The following is an 18,069-nucleotide window of genomic DNA, read 5'->3' as shown; positions in this document are numbered from 1 at the left end:
CATAGCCCTTCGGTGCCTAGCCCCCGATGGAGGCCATGCGGGTGCTGCACACGCCCTCCTGCCCGGCGGACATGCGCTCGAGCAGTTCGTGGCCGATGGGCTTGGACCGCCCGGCGGCGCGGATGATGCGCTCCACGGCGTCCACGTTGAGGCGGGGATGGCGCAAAGCGGGACGCAGCCGGTACACCTTGTCAGAGAAGAGACAGGTGCGCAGCATGCCGTCCGAAGTGATGCGCAGCCGGTTGCAGGTGGCGCAGAAATGATTGGTGTAGGGGGTGATCAGGCCGATGCGGCCCTTGCCGCCTTCGATGTCGTACATGCGGGCCGGGCCGCGCCGTCGCTGCCCCTCGCCGGTCACAGGGCTCAGGTTCGCGTATTTGCCGGCCTCGGCCAGGATGTCGTCGGCGGTCCAGACCAGGGAGTCGTCCCAACCGGTCTCCAGGCCCACGGGCATGAATTCGATGAACCGGAAATCCAGCGCCCTGCGCGCGGCAAATTCCACGAAGTCGCCCATCTCGTCGTCGTTCACGCCCTTCATGGCCACGGCGTTGACCTTGAGCGCCATGCCCGCGTCCAGACAGCGGTCGATGTTCTCTCGCACGGTCAGGAACTGGTCCCGCCCGGTGATCCGCTCGTATTTGCTCCGGTCCATGGTGTCCAGCGAGATGTTCACCCGCCGGATGCCCGCCCGGGCCAGCCCCTCCACGTGCTCGCCGATGAGCGTGGCGTTGGTGGTCACGCACATGTCGATCTCCGGGAAACGCCCTGCAGCGGCCACCATGAAGTCGGCAAACCCCTTGCGCACGAACGGTTCGCCCCCGGTGAAACGGACCTTCTGCACGCCCAGGTTCCGGGACATGGAGATGAGGTCCATGATCTCCTCGTAGCGGAGGATGTCGGGATGCGGAATGAACTCCATTCCTTCGCCGGCGCAGTAGGTGCATCGCAGGTTGCAGCGGTCGGTCACGCTGATCCGCATGTAGCTGACAGCGCGACCGTGGGAGTCTTCAAGAGGGGCGATCATCTGACCTTCTAGGCAAAGATTTCTTTCTTGGTCACGGCCTCGGCCTTGACCCGATCGAGAAAATCGGCCAGGGCGGCCTTGACGTTTTCGCGGATGTCGCCCGCCACGATCAGGAACAGCACGTCGTCGCCGGGCTGCATCCGTCCGGAGTTGGCATGGGCCTTGGCCCTGAAAATGCCTTCACGGGCCTCGATCTCCTTGCGGATCTCTTCCATCTTTTCCCGATCCGGGGTGATCTCGATGGCCACCACCTCGCTGCGATCCTTGCGGGACCAGCCGCGAACAATGCCGTTGTGAACGAGCACCATGCCCACGTTGTCGGAAAATCCAGGCTCTTTTTTCAATTCTTCCAATGCTTTATTGATATCCATACAATACTCCTGATTGTCTTTCTCGGACCATGAACCACAGGGTACGCGGACCGCAAACCGGTCTCAAGCGGCCAGCTTTTCCCCCCGGTCAGGCACCGCCGCCATTTTTATGCGCGCTCAGGTCCGATAATAATACCATGAGGTATAATACCGGTTATCATGGCGGCAAACGGTGTGCAATGCACCGCACAACGGCAACACTCTCACGGTTGGGTTGCCGCGCATCACGCAGGGAAACGGCCGCGTCTCCCGATCATCGCCCTCCACTGCCCGGATCGGAGGGACCGCACGGCGGCCGGGATGCGCGCGCCACCTTGTAGTGCATGGGGCCAGGGTCAGCTTCCGAGTACACCTCTCCGGAACCGCCTGGCCCCTGCTCTTTTTGCCGGGGACGGCCCATCTCCTGCGTTGCTGCGAACTCGCTGTGGGAGGCCACAGCTTCGTTCTTGCGCCTTGGAGCTGGACCGCCCCCGGCAAAAAGAGCGGCTTCTCCATTTTCGCCTTGCGAAAACTTACGAAGCACGGGCTGCGCGTATTTGAAAGAGCTGGCTTGAAATCAGAGAGATTCGAGGCGACCGAGGACCTCGTCTATGAGCCTCCTGGGGGTGGACGCCCCGGCGGTGACCCCTACTCGGGTATGGCCGGAGAGTTCGTCCAGGTCGAGGTCTTCAATGGTCTCGATGTGACGGCAGGGAGTGCCCGCATCGGTGACCACCTGGGCCAGGCGACGGGTGTTGCCGGAGTTGTAGCCGCCGACCACGACCATGTAATCCACGGAGGCCGCCAGTTCCTTTGCCTCGGCCTGGCGGAGCTTGGTGGCGTCGCAGATGGTGTGGAGCACGGTCACGTCCAGGTTCTCGTCACCGGTCAACCGGGCCGCGATGCGGTCGAAGAGCACCCGGTCCTGGGTGGTCTGTGCCGCCAAAATGTAGCGCTTGTCCGGAGACAGGGCGCGGGCCAGGAGCTCCTCCTCTGAGCCGAAGACGTAAAATCCGTTGGCCGCGTAGCTCACCAGCCCGGCCACCTCGGGGTGGTCCGCCTCGCCGTAAAGCAGGAGCTCGCTGCCTTCGTCGGTGTGACGGCGGATGAGCAGCTGCGCCTTCTTGACCTTGGGACAGGTGGCGTCCTTGATCCTCACGTCGCGCCCGCGCAGGGAATCCTCCACCTGGCGGGTGATGCCGTGGGCGCGGATGACCACATAGGCCCCGCCCGGCACCTGGTCAGGACGGTCGACCATGACCACGCCCTTTTCCGCGTACCGCTTCAGGACCTGCGGGTTGTGGATGATGGGACCGAGAATGTAGATGGGGCGGCCATCGGCGCTTTCCACCAACTTGTCCAGTCGGTTCAGGGCCAGGGCCACGCCCATGCAGAATCCAGCCGTTTCGGCGAGCACGACTTCCACGCTCCGCCCTCCTTGAAATCCGCCCTGTCAGGGCATCCCGATCCGAAAATATACTTGACGGAACCGGTGGGGTTATGAATATGCTTGAAACAGTTGTTTCAAGCAGCTCGACACTCTGAAATCATACCGGGATATGTTATGAACGATTCCTCCGACGTCAATACCAAAACCGCACTTTTGGCCGCAGCGATTGCTGTTTTCGCCGAAAAAGGATTCGACTCGGCCACCGTACGCGACATCTGCGGGCGGGCCAAGGCCAACGTCGCGGCCGTCAATTATCACTACGGCAGCAAGGACGGGCTGTACGCGGCCGTGCTGGAGGAAATCTTTCCCACGGGCAAGGAATGGCAGGCCCAGGAATCGCCCAGCCTGTCGCCGGAAGACCGGCTGCGGGAATTCATCCGGGGCCTGGTCAGCGACATCTACGAACGGGGCAGCGACACCATCGCCCAGCACTGGGCCATCTTCCTGCGGGAAATGGCCAAGCCGAGCCAAAACCTGGATATCATCGTCCAGCACCAGGTCCAGCCCAGGGCCAACGAACTGCGCTCCATCCTGGCCGACATCCTGGGCCCGGACACGCCGAAAACCACCCTGGCCTACTGCAGTTCCAACATCTGGGCCATGATGCTCGACCACCTGCTGATCCAACCCATCCTGGACCGCCTCACTCCCCACCGCCCGGCCGTGGACGGCATCCTCGACGACTTCGTGGATCACGTGACGAAATTCTCACTGGGCGGCCTGCGGGCGGTAAAGGGATAACGGATTCAGGCCCTCTTGACCCGGGCGCGGTTTCCTGCGAAATTCCGCTACGCTTCAGGAGGGACCGTGCGCCGCTGCATCCGACTCATACGAATCGCGCTCATATTCGCGCTCATGACGCTCCCGGCACAGGCCGGGGCACCGGTGATGCCCTGCGTGGTCCTGGCCGAATTCCCCCACGACACCGACACCTCGACCCAGGGGTTCTTCATCCGGGACAACGTGTTCTACGAATCCTCGGGCGGCTACAACAAGTCCTTCCTCATCAAATCCGATCCGCGGACCGGCCGGGTCCTGCTCACCCATCCCATCGACACCGAGTACTTCGCCGAGGGCATCGCCCCGTTCAGGGACTCCTTGCGCCTGCTCACCTGGCAGTCCGGCACCGGGTTCGTCCATTCCCTCGACAATCTCCGCCAGTCGGGCCACTTCGCCTACCGGGGCCGGGGGCTCTACCACGAAGGATGGGGGCTGACCGTGGACAGGCGGTTCTTCATCCTGTCCTCGGGAACGTCCATCCTCCGCTTCCACTCCCCGGAGAGCTTCACCCTGGTCCGGACGCTCGAAGTCACGGACGCGGGCAGACCGGTCCCCATGCTCAACGAGCTGGAATATGTCGAGGGATTCATCTACGCCAACATCTGGAAATCCGACAAAATCGTGATCATCGACCCGCAGACCGGCGAGGTCCGCACCACCATGGACCTCTCCGCCCTCCGGGACCGCCTCGACCCCCGATCCGGCGTGGCCAACGGCATCGCCTACGACGCTGGGACCCGCCGCCTCTACGTCACCGGCAAACACTGGGACAAGGTGTTCGAGATCGCGATTCCCACGGTCGTCGGCTTGCGATAGCGGCGCATCTGCAGAATTTTCCGGCTTGGCCGCTGTCCTCGCCGTATTGGGATACGGTGTCTCCGGTCGTCGGCTTGCGATAGCGGCGCATCTGCACAATTTTCCGGCTTGGCCGCTGTCCTCGCCGTATTGGGATACGACTGCGGTACGGCTGCGCCGGAGAAATTGCACAGCTGCACCACTCTCACAAGCCTAAGGGCGTTAAGGGAGAGGTGTGTGCGGCTCTCTACGCCACTCTTAATCAGGAGAATATAAACGCAGGCGAACAAAAACCGGACAGTTGCCAACAAGCCCACTCCATCCAGCTAAAGCGATTCGGGTGCCAAGGGCACCCGACAGCGGGTCAACGCGCACCGTCCCTTACGGAGCAGTTTCCTACTCGAAGGACGCTCTCCCTCAACGCGATTAGGGTTTCGAGAGTGGGTCGCATGTGCAATTTCTTCGGGCAAAATCACCGCAGGCGTAGCCTTCTACGTTGAGGATGATTTTGCCCGAAAAATTGTGCAGGCGGCCCGCTATCGGAACCCGCCTACTTCTTCAAAATATACGCATACAAAAGCCAGGATGCACCAAACAAAATCATCGGGATGCACAGTATCTGGCCCATGGTCATCCAGCTGAGGGCCACGAACCCCAACTGGGCGTCGGGCTGACGGGCGAACTCCACCGCGAAACGGAACAGGCCGTAGCCGAGGAGGAAGAGCGCGCCCACGCACCCGGCGGGCCGGGGCTTGGCCGAATACCACCAGACCAGGACGAACAAAACCGCTCCTTCCAGCGCGGCCTCGTAGAGCTGGGACGGGTGGCGGGGCATGGTGCCCGCACCGGGAAAGATCATGCCGAACGGGTGGTCGGTGTACCGCCCCCACAGCTCTCCGTTGATGAAGTTGCCGATGCGGCCGAAAAAGAGGCCCGGCGGAATGAGCGGGGAAACGAAGTCGCCCATTTCCGGGAAGGACATGTTGTTGGCCCGACCGAAGAGCCAGATGACCAGGAGCACGCCGATGAGCCCGCCGTGGAAGGACATGCCCCCTTCCCAGATGGCGAAGACCTTGAGCGGCTGTTCGATGTAGTGGGCGAGGTTGTAGAAGAGCACGTACCCGATGCGGCCGCCCAGGACCACGCCGAGAATGGCCCAGGTCACGAAATCGTCCACCAGTGCGGGGGTCAGCTTGTTCCACGGCTTCTTGGCCCGGTACCGGCCCAGCAGCCAGCCGGACAGGATGCCGAAGACGTACATCATGCCGTACCAGCGCAGGGCCAGCGGGCCGATATGAATCATGACCGGATCGAATTGCGGATATTCGAGCATTCGGGGGGCTCCATATGCAGGTGCGTCTTTGTTTTCTTTGAAAAAATCGGTTACGGTGCGCGCAGTGGACAGGGTGTCCCTTTTCCCATGGCCCCGTCAACCCCCAAAAAGTCACCGACATGGAAAAGCCGCAGGAACTCGACATACTCGAAATGCCCGAAGAGGGGCTGGCCGCCTACTGGCTGTCCATCAAGAAGATCATGGACGCCAAAAAGGGCCGGGCCATCCTGGACGAGGAGATCGCCGGGACGGACGAACCGTTCATCCTCCACCTGCTGGAGACGGCCTTTTCCGGCCTGGACGTTTCCCGCGTGCGGCGGCTGACCCTGGCCAGGAAGGACATCCTCCTCGACGACTACCGGACCAAGATCGACCTCATGCGGCTGGCCGTCTACGCCATCGCCTCGGGCGAAAACCCGCGCATCACGCTGGTCCGCATGGACTCCAAGTTCGCCCACCCGCTCATGACCGAAGACCGCGCCTTCGACATGGCCACGGCCATGTTCGACGCCATCAAGCCCGCCGGGGTGGACCTGAACACGCTCTTGTCCGTGGACCACAAGCTCCAGGCCGACCGGCTGCTGGTCAAGCTCCTGTTCTTCGTCATGTTCGCCCGGCGCGAAGGCAAGGACAGCCTGGAAAAATTCATCCCCCACCTCGGGTCCCGCTTCTTTTCCGAGGGCGTGTCGCTGGCCATGGACAATTTCGAATCGGACTTCTTGGCCAACCACCTGGAAAACATCCGCGACCGGGTCATCACCCGCACCGAGCGCAAGATGGACATGGCCCTTGAAATGGCCCTGGGCATCCGTGAAAAGCTCGCCTACGACGACATCTTCCGCATCGCCAGGGCGTACATGCCCTGAACCGGGAAACCATGAACAGACACATCATCCCCGCATTGATCCTGGCGGCCGCCCTGCTCGCGGCCTGCTCCACGCCCCCCGTGAAGACGGCGGACAAGAACTTCGAGCGCGCCTGGCTGGCCTACACCACCCTCCGGACGGACCAGGCCGTCGGCTACTTCGCTGACGCCGCCGACTACTATGCCAAGGCGCTTGAAGCGGACCAGCCGAGTCGGGTGGCCCAATACCCGTCAAGCCGCGTCAAGGCGGGCATGGCCAACTATTTCGCCGGACGGTTCGAGAAGTGCATCGCGTCCATGGCCTCCGCGCGCCGCACCGGCGAGCGCATCTGGGAGGCGGACCTGTTCACGGCCCTGGCCCACGCCCGTTTGGGGGACCGGGACAAGGCGATCGGCAACCTCGCCCTGTTCCTGGAGGGACTGCCTCCGGTGCGCATGGTGTTCGAGATTGCTCAGGTCCAGCTGGCCGGGCTGCAGTACGACGCGGACCTCGACCGCACGGCGGACATCCTGGAAGAGAGCGTGCAGAAACAGATCGTCGAGGACATACGCCTGACCCTCTCGCCCAACACGATCATGCCGGTCACCGAACGGTGCAGCGGGACCTTCTGGTGGCGGCGCAACAAGAAACCGTGCAGCGCGTCCAGGGACACGGGCCAATAGTACGGTCCGGCACCGCCGGACTTGACGAACGGCGCGGAATGTACAACCATCCCCCAACTCAAACACGAACAGCCATTTTTGCATGACCACGGACACCATCGACATACCCGACCAATACCTGCGCTCCTTCAGCAAAGAAGAGATCAACGCCCTTCCCCTGCGCCGCTACGAGGGGGAAATCAAAGTCGTCCGCACCGAGAAGCAGCTCGCCAAGGCCGTGAAGGAAATGGGCAGGGACCCCCTGCTCGGCTTCGACACCGAGACCCGGCCCGTGTTCAAGAAAGGCAAGAAGCCCGGGCCGCCCGCCCTGCTCCAGCTGGCCACTGCCGAGTGTGCCTACGTCATCCAGTTGAATATCCTGCCCTTTACCGAAGACTTGTGCCGCATCCTGGCGAGCAGATCCGTGATCAAGACCGGCGTGGCCGTGCGCGACGACATCCTCGGCCTGCAAAAGCACTCCCGGTTCAAGCCGAGCGGATTCGTGGACCTCTCGGACATCACCGCCAACCACGGCCTGCAGACCTACGGATTGCGCAACATGGCCGCCAACCTGCTCGGCTTCCGCATCTCCAAGTCCGCCCAATGTTCCAACTGGGCCAAGGACCAGCTCACCCCGCAGCAGGTCAACTATGCGGCCACCGACGCCTGGATCAGCCGCCAGCTCTATCTGGCCCTGGACGAACTCGGCCTGATCTGACCCCCCGATTTCCCGCGCCGCCCGCACGGGCCTTGTCTGGCATGTAACGTGCAATTATCTCCTGAACGGGTAAAAAACGCCGTGTCTTTGCCGGTCTTTTGACGTTCCGGCAGTGAGGCGGTTTTCCACCGCGTCGAGACGAAATAAAAAAGCATAATGAATCCATTTGGATGCGCCACACCGTCCCGCACGGCGGCGTTCAGCACATACGGAGCCGTTTCATGAAAGATGAGCAGACCACCACACGCACCGCCGAGATTCCGAATCCCCCCCGATCAGGCAAGGTGTACGAGTTCAGCCCCAAGATCATCATCGTGGCCGGTCCGCCGGCAGCGGGCAAATCCTATGTGATGGACAAACTTGCCGATGAGCACGGCTATCTGCGACTCCAGCTGGACGGCATCAATCCCGCCATCGCAAAGCAATACGGCGGCGACATCGAGGCCGTCCGCGACCCCAAGACCTACGCCGACTACACCAAGGCGTTTGCCCGGTTCCTCCGCGCCAACCGGTACGGAAACATCGTGCTCGAAGGCTGCCGCGTGAGCCACCCGCATATCTTCCAGGCCTTCATGCAGGTGGTCAACGACCTGTATTCCCCGTTCACCATCGTGCAGTGCTTCTATCTCAACCCGCCCCGCCAGGTCCGCATGGACCGGTTCCTGCTGCGCAAGATCCGGAACGCCAAGAAGAACATCAAGGGCGGCCAGGGAGCCCTGGAAGCCGTCAGGAAAAACCGTTTCTGCGAGACCCTGGAGCCGATCCTGCCCGGTTTCGCGGAGGTCGCCGACGGGGAGCCCATCCTGCAATGGGCCGAGGAAAACCGGAACGCGGTCCACCCGGGCGTGCCCGAAGCGGACCGCGACGTGTTCAAGGCCATTGCCGAGGCCGAATCCTTCAACCCCTTTTACCAGACCATCGAGTACCGGGGCCGCATCCTGGTGCCCGGCTTCACCCAGTCGCCCCTGGCCTGGGAGAACATCCTGAAACTCGGCGTGGACTTCGCGGGCAAGACCCTGTGCGACTACGGCTGCATGCACGGCTACTACACCTTCAAGGCCGAGGAGCGCGGTGCCACGGGCGTGGGTCTGGACGTGGACCAGGGGGCCGTGGACCTGGCCAACTACCTGGCCTCGGTCAAAGGGGCCGGCTGCCATTTCATGATCTACGACATCACCACCCCGCTCAGGCAGAAATACGACATCATCATGGCCCTCAACGTCCTGCACAGGACGGGCAGGTTCGAGCTGACCACCCAAATCATGTTCGAGCACTGCAACGAGTGCATCCTTGAAGTGGGCGAATCGCAACTGCCGTTCATCATCGCCGAGGGCACGCGCCAGGGGTTCAAGCTCAGGCGGAACATCCCGTCCCACCGTCACCAATCATGCATCGGCCCCCGCCGTGTGCTGCACATGGCCCGGAAGGAGGCCTAGCCGGTGAAGCGGATCGCCTGGATCGGCGGTTACTATTTCCGGCCGCACCACACCCGCGAGCTGGGCTTCGACGTAATCAACATCCCGCTCTGCGAACCCACGGTCCTTACCTGGGACGACATCGCCGAACACTGCGACGGCGAACCCGACATCGTGCTCTATGCGGACCGGTCCATCCCGCCGCCGCTCATCGGCATCGAGGAGTACCCCTGCGCCACGGCCTTCTACGCCATCGACTCCCACATCCACTCCTGGTATCCGATGTACGCCCAGGCATTCGACCTCGCCGCCGTGTCCCTGCGCGACCACATGCCCCGCTTCCGCCAGCGGCTCAACCACGACCAGGTCATCTGGCTGCCGCCCTATCCCCTGCGTGACGAGCAACCGCCGGAGACGCCGCCCGTCAAGGAATGGGACCTGCTCTTCGTGGGCAACGTGGACCGGGAGACCACGCCCGTGCGCCATGAGTTCCTGAAGGAATTGAAGGCCCGCCTGCCCAACCTGGAGGTGCGTCAGGGCACGTTCGGGGAGTTGTTCCCGCGCGCTCGCGTGGTGCTCAATTATGCGGAGAAGGGAGACCTCAACTTTCGCGTGTTCGAGGCCCTGGCCACGGGCTCCTGCCTGGTCACGCCCGAGGTCGGGCACGGCCAGTCCCTGCTCTTCGAGGACGGCGTTCACTTCGCCACCTATCCCCTGGACGACATGGACCGGCTGGTGGAGATCGTCTGCGGACTGCTCGCCGACGACGACCTCCGGACGAATCTCGCCGCCGCAGGGCTGGCCGAGATCAACGCCGGCCACCGCCCCCGCCACCGCGCCGAGACCCTGCTCAAGGCCATGGACGCCATCGACCCGGCACTGACGAGAGCGCGCCGGGACAACGCCCCGCGCATCCACGCCAGGCACCTCAAGGTCATTTACCTGCATCTGGCCGAGGCCTACGCGGGCACGGAACTGGGCGAGAGCTACCTGAAAGCGGCGCTCAAGAAATAGGCTAGTATTCGCCGGAGGTGTCCGGCATCCTGCGATCCCTCTTGCGGGCCGCCGTCTGCTTCTTGCGGTCCAGCCGCTTGCGCTTGGCGGAATGGGGAACGCGCGTTTCCTTGCGCTTGGTCACCGGCTTGAGCGCCCATTGCATCAGCTCGATGAAACGCTCTATGGCCGAATCCTTGTTGGATTTCTGGCTGCGGAATTTCTGGCTGGTCACCCGGAGCACGCCCCGCTTGTCGATGCGGCGCTTGAGCTTGCCCTTGACCGCCACCTTCTGCAATTCGGTCAGGCTGGGGGAGTTGTCCACGTCGAACAGCAGCGTGACCCGCGTGTCCGTGGTGTTCACGTGCTGGCCGCCCGGCCCGGAGCTGCGGCTGGTGATGAAACGGATCTCATCAAAGGGGATGACGACCCTGTCGGTGATGCGAAACATGAGGGCACCCTGCCATGCCCGGCAGGGGCATGCAACCACATACAGGTTGACACGCATGCCGTTTTCCATACAATCCGCCACACCAAACCAAACGAGGTGTCCCATGTCCAACGATTGCCCCTGCGGCTCCGGTCTCGAAGCCGCCAAGTGCTGCAGACAATATCTTTCCGGCCAGGCCGATGCGCCCACGGCCGAAGCGCTGATGCGCTCCCGTTACTCCGCCTACGTGTTCAAGGAGATCGACTACCTGCACGACACCCTGGCCCCCGAGGCCCGGGAGGGCCACGACGAGAAGTCCGTGCGCGAATGGGCCGAGACCGCCGAATGGCTCGGGCTCGAAATCCACGACACCTGGGCCGGACAGCCCGGAGATGAGGCGGGCATCGTCGAGTTCTCGGCCACCTACGCCGTCGACGGCGAGACCATGACCCACCGCGAACGCAGCGAGTTCCGCTCCGAGGACGGCAAGTGGCTCTACGTTGACGGCCAGATGGTCTCAGGCCCGCCGATCCGCAAGGAACGCAAGATCGGCCGCAACGAGCCCTGCCCGTGCGGGTCGGGCAAGAAATTCAAGAAGTGCTGCGGACGCTAGGCCGCGACCTGCGATCACGGCGCGTTTGTTGATGAAAAAGGGCCGCTCCTGATGGAACGGCCCTTTTTTATTGGTTTTTGTTCGAACTACTTACAGAGCTTCTTGACCGCTTTCTTTATGCCCGCCTTGTCGATTCCCAACATGGCGCGCAGTTCCTTCTGGGTGCCGTGCTCGATGAACTCGTCGGGAATGGCCAACTGGTGGACGCGCTTGCCCGACAGGACGTTTTCCTCGTTGAGCATTTCCAGCACGGCGGAGCCGAAGCCGCCCGCCTGAGCGTTTTCCTCGAGGAGCAGGATGCGGTCGAAGCGACCGGCCAGTTCCAGGAGCTGCTTTGCGGGCAGGGGCTTGACGAAGCGGGAGTTGAACACGGCCACGGAAAGGCCGGTTTTTTCCAGCTCCATGGCCGCTTCCATGGCCGGGTACACGCGGGAGCCCAGGGTGACGATCACCGCGTCCTCGCCGTCGTGCACCAGTTCGCCCTTGCCTATGGCGATCCTGCGCGGGTTCTCCGACACCTTGGCCCCGACGCCGGTGCCGCGCGGGTAGCGCATGGCGCACGGCCCGTCATGGGCGAACGCCGTGGCCATCATCTGGGCCAGCTCGGCCTCGTCCTTGGGGGCCATGACCACCAGATTGGGGATGTGGCGCAGGAAACTCATGTCGAACACGCCATGGTGGGTGGCCCCGTCCTCGCCGACCAGGCCGCCGCGGTCCAGGAAGAAATTCACGTTCAGGTTCTGCAGGCAGACGTCGTGCACGATCTGGTCGTAGGCGCGCTGCAGGAAGGTGGAATAGATGGCCACCGCCGGTTTGTATCCCTGGGTGGCCAGCCCTGCGGCGAACGTCACCGCGTGCTGCTCGCAGATGCCCACGTCCACGAACCGCTCCGGGAACCGCTGGTGGAAACATTCGGTGCCAGTGCCCTCGGGCATGGCCGCGGTGATGGCCACGATCTTCTCGTCCTTGTCGGCCAGGGCGCAGAGCGTGGACCCGAAGATGGACGTGTAGGACGGCAGGCCCGAGCCGGAGAACTTGCGCGCCAACCCGGTCTCGGGGATGAACTTGCCCACCCCGTGATAGTGGGACGGGTCGCACTCGGCGGGCTGGTATCCCTTGCCCTTCTTGGTCATGACGTGCACGAGCACCGGCTTCTTGAGCTTCTTGATCTCCTCGAAGACCTTGACCATCTGGGCCGTGTCGTGGCCGTCGATGGGGCCGACGTAGGTGAAGTGGAAGGCCTCGAACAGGATGCCGGGCGTGAAGAAGGACTTGACGGAGTCGCCGTACCGCTTGGCATACCCGGCCAGGTCGTCGCCGATCTTGGGAATGGTGCCGAGCAGCCCTTCCACGTCGGCCTTGAGCCGCTGCAGGAACGGGGTGGTCATCTTGCGCGACAGGAACTGCGACAGGGCACCCACGTTCTTGGAGATGGACATCTCGTTGTCGTTCAGGACCACCACCATCTTGCGGCCCAGGTCGCCCGCCTGGTTCAAGCCCTCGAAGGCCAGCCCGGCGGTCAGGGAGCCGTCGCCGATGACGGCCACCACCTCGTGGTCCTCGCCCTTGAGGTCGCGGGCCATGGCCATGCCCAGCGCAGCGGAAATGGAGGTGGAGGAGTGGCCCACGCCGAAGTGGTCGTACTCCGACTCGGCCAGACGCGGGAAGCCGCTGAGGCCGTCCTTCTGGCGCAGGGTGGAGAATCGGTCCGCCCGGCCGGTCAACAGCTTGTGGGCATAGGCCTGATGGCCCACGTCCCAGACGAGCTTGTCACGCTCCAGGTCAAAGGAACGGAACAGGGCCAGGGTCAGTTCGATGACGCCAAGGGAGGGAGCCAGATGGCCGCCGTGGCAGGACACCTGGCTGATGATGACATCCCGGAGCTCGCTCGCGAGGACGTCTATCTGGTCGGTCTCCAGGGCGCGCACGTCGCCGGGCCGCCGTATCTTGGACAGGATGGCTGTCTTCTTCGGATCGTTGATCATAGACGGGAAAGATTAGTTCAATCAGTAAACCCTGTCCACTATGTATCGGGCCAATTGCCAGAGGAATTCCTGCTCGGCCCCATAGTATCCGGAAAGGCGCGTCAGTGCGATTTCAACATAGTCCGAGGCCAGCGACTTGCTCTTCTCCAGCCCCATGAGCGAGGGGTAGGTGGACTTGCCCATGGCCTCGTCGCTTCCTGCGGGCTTGCCAAGGGTCTCGGTGTCGCTGACCACGTCCAGGACGTCGTCCACGATCTGGAAGGCCACGCCGATGTTGCGCCCGAACTCGCGGGCGTTCTCCACGTCCGCGTCCCCGGCGCCCGCCAGGATGGCCCCGCACTCGCAGGCTGCGGTGATGAGCGCGCCGGTCTTCATGGCGTGCATGGTGCGCAGGTCGTCGAGCGGCACGTCGGTGCAACCGGTCAACTCCATGTCAACGGCCTGGCCGCCGACCATGCCGCCCGCGCCCGCCGCCTTGGCAAGCACGAAGACGGCCCTGAGCACGCGGTCCGCAGGCAGCCCGTTGACGATGGACGCGGCGCTCATCAGCCCGAAGGCCTCGGTGAGCAGCCCGTCGCCCGCCAGGATGGCCGTGGCCTCGTCGAACTGCTTGTGGTTGGACGGCCTGCCCCGCCGCAGGTCGTCGTCGTCCATTGCGGGCAGGTCGTCGTGGATGAGGGAATAGGTGTGGATACACTCGAGGGAGGCCGCAAAGGGCATGATCCTGTCCGTGACCCCCTCGCTGCCGAGCAGCCCGGCCCACGACAGCATCAGCACCGGGCGCAGCCGCTTTCCGCCCGCCAGCAGCGAGTACTCCATGGACCTGAGCAGCCGCTCCGGGATACCCCGATCCCGCATGCACAGGACCAGGAAATCCTCGACCCTTGCCGCGCGCACGGCCAGTTGTTCCTTGATGGTCATGTTCTTACTCCGTGTCGTCGCCGAGGGCCTCGAGGGCCTCGAATTCCCGGACCAGCCCCTCGGACACGATCTTGACCTCGTGCCGGGCGCTTTCCAGCTGCTTGCCGCACGCCTTGACCAGCTCCAGCCCCTCTTTGTACAGGGCCACGCCCTCTTCCAGGGGCAGGTCGCCGCGCTCCAGCTTCTCGACCACGTCCTTCAACCGCTCCAGGCGGCTCTCAAATGTATCTTTTGCCATGGATTCACTCCGTTGAACCGGCTCTGGACGATAGGTATCGCGCCGCCGGCTCCTGGTGTCATTATTCCTGATTGATCATTTCAAGCAATCTATTACTGACTGGAATATATTACTTTTAATTAAAAATACTTTCGATTTCGCCGGTGAAGAACAGCTCCGGGTCCACCACCTGTCCCTGGACGAAAACCGCCAGGTGCAGGTGTGCGCCGGTCACCCTGCCCGTGGCCCCGGACAATCCGATAGTCTGTCCGGCCTCCACCATGTCCCCCTCCCTGACCAGGATTTTGGACATGTGCGCGGACAGGGAGACCAGGCCGTTGCCGTGATCGATGAGCACACTGTTGCCAGCATAGTAGAAGCTGCCCGTCAGGACAACCCGGCCCGCAGCCATGGCATACAGCGGCGTGCCGAGCCAGGCGCGAAAGTCCAAACCGGTGTGGCGGCTCCTGGTGTGGCCGTTGAACACGCGATGCAGGCCGAAGCGGCTGAGCATCCTGCCCTTGGCCGGACGGGAAAACGGCATGGTCCAGTAGCGGACATCGGAGACGATGTTGATCGCCGCCGTGATCAGCTCCCGCTCCCGTTCGATGCGGGCCATGGCCTCTGGCGGCGGCGTGACCATCTTGGGGTCCACCCGCAGGGTCTCGCTCCCCCAGGCGGATTCAATGATCGTCAAGTCCGTGGAAAAAGTGCGTTCATGCCCCCAGATCGAGGCCGTGACCTCGATGGGATAGGTCCCGGTCTCACCGCGCAGGCCGATGCCGAGCAGCACCGGGGCCACGTACTTTTCCCTGTCGAGGGAAACCTCGGGACATACCTCGACGCCGTTCCAGCGGACGCGGACGTTCTCAAGGGGATACCAGGACTCGATTACGGCCAGGAACGGCTTGCCCACCCCGGCGGCTTCCGGGACCCGGACATCGACCATGGGACGAGGCCGGGCCAGGGCCGGGCCGGTCAGGAGCATGCACAGGAAAACGACCGCGACACAGCGGCGGAACAGGGAATATCTTGTCATGACGTTCGGCGGGTTACTGGATCATCTTGTCCACGGTGTTCTCGAACAACGGCTCCGGGTCCACGAGCTTGCCGAGCACGGACACGGAAAAATGCAGGTGCGGCCCCGTGGCCCGGCCGGACATACCCGACAGGCCTATGGCCTGGCCCCGCTGCACCTTGTCGCCCTGTTTCACGATGGGCTTGGACAGGTGGAAATACATGGTCACCACGCCGTTGCCGTGGTCGATGTACACGGAGTTGCCCGCATAGTAGTGGTCGCCCACCAGGATGACCACGCCGTCGGCCGCCGCCTTGACCGGGTTGCCCATGGGCGAACGCATGTCGTTGCCCCGATGCGGGTTCTTGGGCGTGCCGTTCAATATGCGCTGCAATCCGTAGGCGCTGGTCATGTCCCCGTCCACCGGGCGCAGCAGGGGCAGCCGCCACAACCGCTGGGCGGAGATCGTGTTCTTGGCCGCCGCGGTCAGTTCGCGCTCGGCGGCGATGCGGTCGTAGACCTCCTGCGGCGGCGTGACCATGGAGGGCGGCAGGGTCAATTCCTGCTTGGGATACTTCTTGGTGCGCACCTGCACGGCCCTGCGCAGGGTGTTCTCCTTGCCGTCCACCGAGGCGATGACGGTCAACTCCTGTTTGCCCGCCCTGGCGTCGATGACGTCGGTGCCGAGCATGGCCAGGGCGATGTGGCGGTTGTTCCAGACCGAGATGGACGGCACCACCTCCTTGCCCAGCCAGTGGATGGAAACGGATTCAAGGGGCTGGTCCGAGGTCAGCCGCACCAGAAAGGGCTGGCCGATCTCAACCTTGCCGGGCGCGGCCAGGACCAGGGCCGATTCCACGGAGACCGCTGACGCGGCGGATTCGGCGGCCACGGCGTCGGCGGGCAGGACCACGCCCACGTCGTCGCCCTCCTCGAGACCGAAATCCTGGGCCGGAACCGATACCGGAACCAACGGCAATGTCAGGGAAAGGACCAGAGCCAAAAGGAGAACAAGCCGTTTCATCAAAACCCCTATGCGTCTTTTTTCGGATCCGCGACCGTTGCGGCCACATGCCCGTGCTTCACCCTGATATCAAGAGCGTCGCCCTTCGTCACCTCTTTCGGGTCGCGCAGGAATCCGCCGGTCTTGCCCACGCGCACCAATGCGTACCCGCGCTCCAACGGCCCCTCGGGATCGAGCCCGTTCAGGGACGCGCGCAGCAATTCGAAATCGCGCGCCCTGGACTCGTTCTCCCGCAGGGCGGCCTGGGACAGCCGACGGCCCAGCCCGGCCAGGTCGCCGGACAGCCCGTCCATCCTCCCCGGCCCGAACGACCGGTTCAGCCTGTCCGCTGCCCGCACGGCCTCTTCGGCCCGCTCGAAATAATGATCCAGTCCCGCCCCCCCCAGCCGGGCCATGAGCGCCGTGAACCGATCCTCCATGCGCTCCAGCCGCCGCCCGGGCGACAGCCAGATGAGCGCCTTGCGCAGATGCTCGAAGCCGGCACCCTTGCCCGCCAGCCAATTGACGTAGGCGCGGCCGAGATTCATGTCCAGCACGTCCACCCTTTGCGCCAGGGTCTCGCGCCGGGGCCACAGCTCCTGGGCCGCGTGGCTCGGCGTGGCCGCGCGCCGGTCGGCCACGAAGTCGGCGATGGTCACGTCCGGCTCGTGCCCGATACCGGAAACCACCGGCAGGCGTGCCCGGTAGATGGCGTCGGCCACGGGCTCGGTGTTGAAGGCCCACAGGTCCTCCAGCGACCCGCCGCCGCGAATGAGCACGGCCACCTCGGCCCAGTCGTCCGCGTCCGCCGCATCCAGCGCCGCCGCTATCTTCTCCGGTGCATGGTCACCCTGGACCAGCGTCGGGTAGATGCGAATCTCCGCGCCGGTGCCGCGCGTATCGGCGATACGCAGGAAATCCCGGATGGCCGCGCCCGAAGCGGACGTGATCACCGCCACTCGCTTGGGATCGCCCGGGACAGCTATCTTGCGGTCCTCGTCGAAATATCCTTTCTCGGCCAGCTTCTTCTTGAGCGCCTCAAAGGCCACGGCCAGGTCGCCCACGCCCTGGTCCTGGACCAGCTCGGCCACCAACTGGTACTGGCCGCGCGGCTCGTACACGTTGAGCCTGCCCGCGCACAGCACCTCCATGCCGTCCTCCACGGCAGAGCCGGTCAGCGCGGTCTTGCCCTGCTCCTCCTCGATCTCGCCGGTGAGCGGATTGACCTTGTCCCCGCCCTTGTCCACGGGCACGGCGGAACTCTGCGACGACTTGAACCAGACAACGGACAGGGCCGCGTCCCCGTCGGTGAGCGTGAAATACACGTGCCCCGAAGCGGGCCGCGCCAGATTGGTCACCTGCCCGCGTACCCACACGAACGGGAACTCCGCCTCAAGCAGGGACTTGACGGACTTGGTGAGTTCGGAAACGGTCAGGATATTGGACAAGGGATGCCTCCGGCGGCCGGGGGAAGGGGAGAGGGAACCCCTTTGAAAAGGGTTGTCCCTCTCCCCTTC

19 protein-coding genes are annotated in these 18,069 nt (G+C 63.8%); 8 read left to right on the top strand and 11 right to left on the bottom strand.

Going from position 1 to position 18,069, the window contains the following annotated elements:
• Positions 1-16 precede the first annotated feature (16 nt).
• The 3 genes from moaA to ispH all read right to left on the bottom strand — a co-directional run bounded on the left by moaA (position 17) and on the right by ispH (position 2,800).
• Positions 17-1,024, bottom strand: coding sequence for a GTP 3',8-cyclase MoaA (gene moaA / locus OO730_RS12730; protein WP_264981848.1), 1,008 nt, complete (start codon positions 1,022-1,024; stop codon positions 17-19).
• 8 nt (positions 1,025-1,032) lie between these two features.
• Positions 1,033-1,395 (bottom strand): molybdenum cofactor biosynthesis protein MoaE, encoded by a 363-nt coding sequence (locus OO730_RS12725; RefSeq protein WP_264981847.1) that lies wholly within the window; start codon positions 1,393-1,395, stop codon positions 1,033-1,035.
• A 556-nt stretch (positions 1,396-1,951) separates the two neighbouring features.
• Entirely contained in the window at positions 1,952-2,800 is an 849-nt protein-coding gene (ispH, locus tag OO730_RS12720; RefSeq protein WP_264981846.1) for a 4-hydroxy-3-methylbut-2-enyl diphosphate reductase, read from the bottom strand.
• A gap of 138 nt (positions 2,801-2,938) precedes the next feature.
• On the opposite strand from ispH, the gene OO730_RS12715 reads away from it, so the two are divergent.
• The gene (locus tag OO730_RS12715; protein WP_264981845.1) at positions 2,939-3,565 is read left to right on the top strand and encodes a TetR/AcrR family transcriptional regulator; all 627 of its coding nucleotides are present in this window, start codon (positions 2,939-2,941) and stop codon (positions 3,563-3,565) included.
• Positions 3,566-3,631: 66 nt separating this feature from the next.
• Complete coding sequence (locus OO730_RS12710; RefSeq protein WP_264981844.1) at positions 3,632-4,420, top strand: glutaminyl-peptide cyclotransferase; 789 nt, start codon at positions 3,632-3,634, stop codon at positions 4,418-4,420.
• Between the two features lie 529 nt (positions 4,421-4,949).
• On the opposite strand, the gene lgt is transcribed toward OO730_RS12710, so the two are convergent.
• Positions 4,950-5,732: a prolipoprotein diacylglyceryl transferase gene (gene lgt, locus OO730_RS12705; RefSeq protein WP_264981843.1), complete on the bottom strand. Its 783-nt coding sequence runs from the start codon at positions 5,730-5,732 to the stop codon at positions 4,950-4,952.
• A 119-nt stretch (positions 5,733-5,851) separates the two neighbouring features.
• Here lgt and OO730_RS12700 point away from each other — a divergent pair, with 119 nt between their 5' ends.
• The 5 genes from OO730_RS12700 to OO730_RS12680 all read left to right on the top strand — a co-directional run bounded on the left by OO730_RS12700 (position 5,852) and on the right by OO730_RS12680 (position 10,386).
• Positions 5,852-6,598 carry a hypothetical protein gene (locus OO730_RS12700; RefSeq protein WP_264981842.1) on the top strand — a complete coding sequence of 249 codons (747 nt, stop codon included), beginning with the start codon at positions 5,852-5,854 and terminating at the stop codon, positions 6,596-6,598.
• Between the two features lie 11 nt (positions 6,599-6,609).
• A complete protein-coding gene (locus tag OO730_RS12695; RefSeq protein WP_264981841.1) occupies positions 6,610-7,260 on the top strand; it encodes a hypothetical protein in 651 nt (216 codons plus the stop codon).
• An 82-nt stretch (positions 7,261-7,342) separates the two neighbouring features.
• Positions 7,343-7,957, top strand: a complete 615-nt coding sequence (locus OO730_RS12690; protein ID WP_264981840.1) for a 3'-5' exonuclease — start codon at positions 7,343-7,345, stop codon at positions 7,955-7,957.
• A 221-nt stretch (positions 7,958-8,178) separates the two neighbouring features.
• The gene (locus OO730_RS12685; protein WP_264981839.1) at positions 8,179-9,393 is read left to right on the top strand and encodes a methyltransferase domain-containing protein; all 1,215 of its coding nucleotides are present in this window, start codon (positions 8,179-8,181) and stop codon (positions 9,391-9,393) included.
• 3 nt (positions 9,394-9,396) lie between these two features.
• Positions 9,397-10,386, top strand: coding sequence for a glycosyltransferase family protein (locus OO730_RS12680; protein ID WP_264981838.1), 990 nt, complete (start codon positions 9,397-9,399; stop codon positions 10,384-10,386).
• 1 nt (position 10,387) lies between these two features.
• On the opposite strand, the gene arfB is transcribed toward OO730_RS12680, so the two are convergent.
• Complete coding sequence (arfB, locus tag OO730_RS12675; RefSeq protein WP_264981837.1) at positions 10,388-10,816, bottom strand: alternative ribosome rescue aminoacyl-tRNA hydrolase ArfB; 429 nt, start codon at positions 10,814-10,816, stop codon at positions 10,388-10,390.
• A 103-nt stretch (positions 10,817-10,919) separates the two neighbouring features.
• On the opposite strand from arfB, the gene OO730_RS12670 reads away from it, so the two are divergent.
• Positions 10,920-11,408 carry a YchJ family protein gene (locus OO730_RS12670; protein ID WP_264981836.1) on the top strand — a complete coding sequence of 163 codons (489 nt, stop codon included), beginning with the start codon at positions 10,920-10,922 and terminating at the stop codon, positions 11,406-11,408.
• Between the two features lie 86 nt (positions 11,409-11,494).
• On the opposite strand, the gene dxs is transcribed toward OO730_RS12670, so the two are convergent.
• From dxs to xseA, 6 genes are all read right to left on the bottom strand, one after another.
• On the bottom strand, positions 11,495-13,393 hold the full coding sequence (gene dxs, locus OO730_RS12665; RefSeq protein ID WP_264981835.1) for a 1-deoxy-D-xylulose-5-phosphate synthase: 1,899 nt from the start codon (positions 13,391-13,393) through the stop codon (positions 11,495-11,497).
• Positions 13,394-13,414: 21 nt separating this feature from the next.
• The gene (locus tag OO730_RS12660; RefSeq protein ID WP_264981834.1) at positions 13,415-14,314 is read right to left on the bottom strand and encodes a polyprenyl synthetase family protein; all 900 of its coding nucleotides are present in this window, start codon (positions 14,312-14,314) and stop codon (positions 13,415-13,417) included.
• Between the two features lie 4 nt (positions 14,315-14,318).
• Positions 14,319-14,552, bottom strand: coding sequence for an exodeoxyribonuclease VII small subunit (gene xseB, locus OO730_RS12655; protein ID WP_264981833.1), 234 nt, complete (start codon positions 14,550-14,552; stop codon positions 14,319-14,321).
• A gap of 115 nt (positions 14,553-14,667) precedes the next feature.
• On the bottom strand, positions 14,668-15,570 hold the full coding sequence (locus tag OO730_RS12650) for a M23 family metallopeptidase (protein ID WP_264981832.1): 903 nt from the start codon (positions 15,568-15,570) through the stop codon (positions 14,668-14,670).
• Positions 15,571-15,583: 13 nt separating this feature from the next.
• Entirely contained in the window at positions 15,584-16,573 is a 990-nt protein-coding gene (locus OO730_RS12645) for a M23 family metallopeptidase (protein ID WP_264981831.1), read from the bottom strand.
• Positions 16,574-16,581: 8 nt separating this feature from the next.
• Positions 16,582-18,000: an exodeoxyribonuclease VII large subunit gene (gene xseA, locus OO730_RS12640; RefSeq protein WP_264981830.1), complete on the bottom strand. Its 1,419-nt coding sequence runs from the start codon at positions 17,998-18,000 to the stop codon at positions 16,582-16,584.
• Positions 18,001-18,069: the final 69 nt, after the last annotated feature.

The sequence above is a fragment of the Pseudodesulfovibrio portus genome, from assembly GCF_026000375.1.
GTDB classification, from domain to species: Bacteria; Desulfobacterota; Desulfovibrionia; order Desulfovibrionales; family Desulfovibrionaceae; genus Pseudodesulfovibrio; species Pseudodesulfovibrio portus.
Note: the sequence above shows the minus strand (reverse complement) of the source record. Positions and strands in the feature narration are given on the sequence as shown.

Coding starts and splice junctions, on each gene's coding strand:
- OO730_RS12725 (WP_264981847.1), bottom strand. CDS start 1,395: ATGGATATCAATAAAGCATTGGAAGAATTGAAAAAAGAGCCTGGATTT.
- OO730_RS12690 (WP_264981840.1), top strand. CDS start 7,343: ATGACCACGGACACCATCGACATACCCGACCAATACCTGCGCTCCTTC.
- OO730_RS12685 (WP_264981839.1), top strand. CDS start 8,179: ATGAAAGATGAGCAGACCACCACACGCACCGCCGAGATTCCGAATCCC.
- OO730_RS12715 (WP_264981845.1), top strand. CDS start 2,939: ATGAACGATTCCTCCGACGTCAATACCAAAACCGCACTTTTGGCCGCA.
- moaA (WP_264981848.1), bottom strand. CDS start 1,024: ATGATCGCCCCTCTTGAAGACTCCCACGGTCGCGCTGTCAGCTACATG.
- dxs (WP_264981835.1), bottom strand. CDS start 13,393: ATGATCAACGATCCGAAGAAGACAGCCATCCTGTCCAAGATACGGCGG.
- OO730_RS12695 (WP_264981841.1), top strand. CDS start 6,610: ATGAACAGACACATCATCCCCGCATTGATCCTGGCGGCCGCCCTGCTC.
- OO730_RS12645 (WP_264981831.1), bottom strand. CDS start 16,573: ATGAAACGGCTTGTTCTCCTTTTGGCTCTGGTCCTTTCCCTGACATTG.
- OO730_RS12660 (WP_264981834.1), bottom strand. CDS start 14,314: ATGACCATCAAGGAACAACTGGCCGTGCGCGCGGCAAGGGTCGAGGAT.
- lgt (WP_264981843.1), bottom strand. CDS start 5,732: ATGCTCGAATATCCGCAATTCGATCCGGTCATGATTCATATCGGCCCG.
- OO730_RS12700 (WP_264981842.1), top strand. CDS start 5,852: ATGGAAAAGCCGCAGGAACTCGACATACTCGAAATGCCCGAAGAGGGG.
- OO730_RS12670 (WP_264981836.1), top strand. CDS start 10,920: ATGTCCAACGATTGCCCCTGCGGCTCCGGTCTCGAAGCCGCCAAGTGC.
- arfB (WP_264981837.1), bottom strand. CDS start 10,816: ATGTTTCGCATCACCGACAGGGTCGTCATCCCCTTTGATGAGATCCGT.
- OO730_RS12650 (WP_264981832.1), bottom strand. CDS start 15,570: ATGACAAGATATTCCCTGTTCCGCCGCTGTGTCGCGGTCGTTTTCCTG.
- xseB (WP_264981833.1), bottom strand. CDS start 14,552: ATGGCAAAAGATACATTTGAGAGCCGCCTGGAGCGGTTGAAGGACGTG.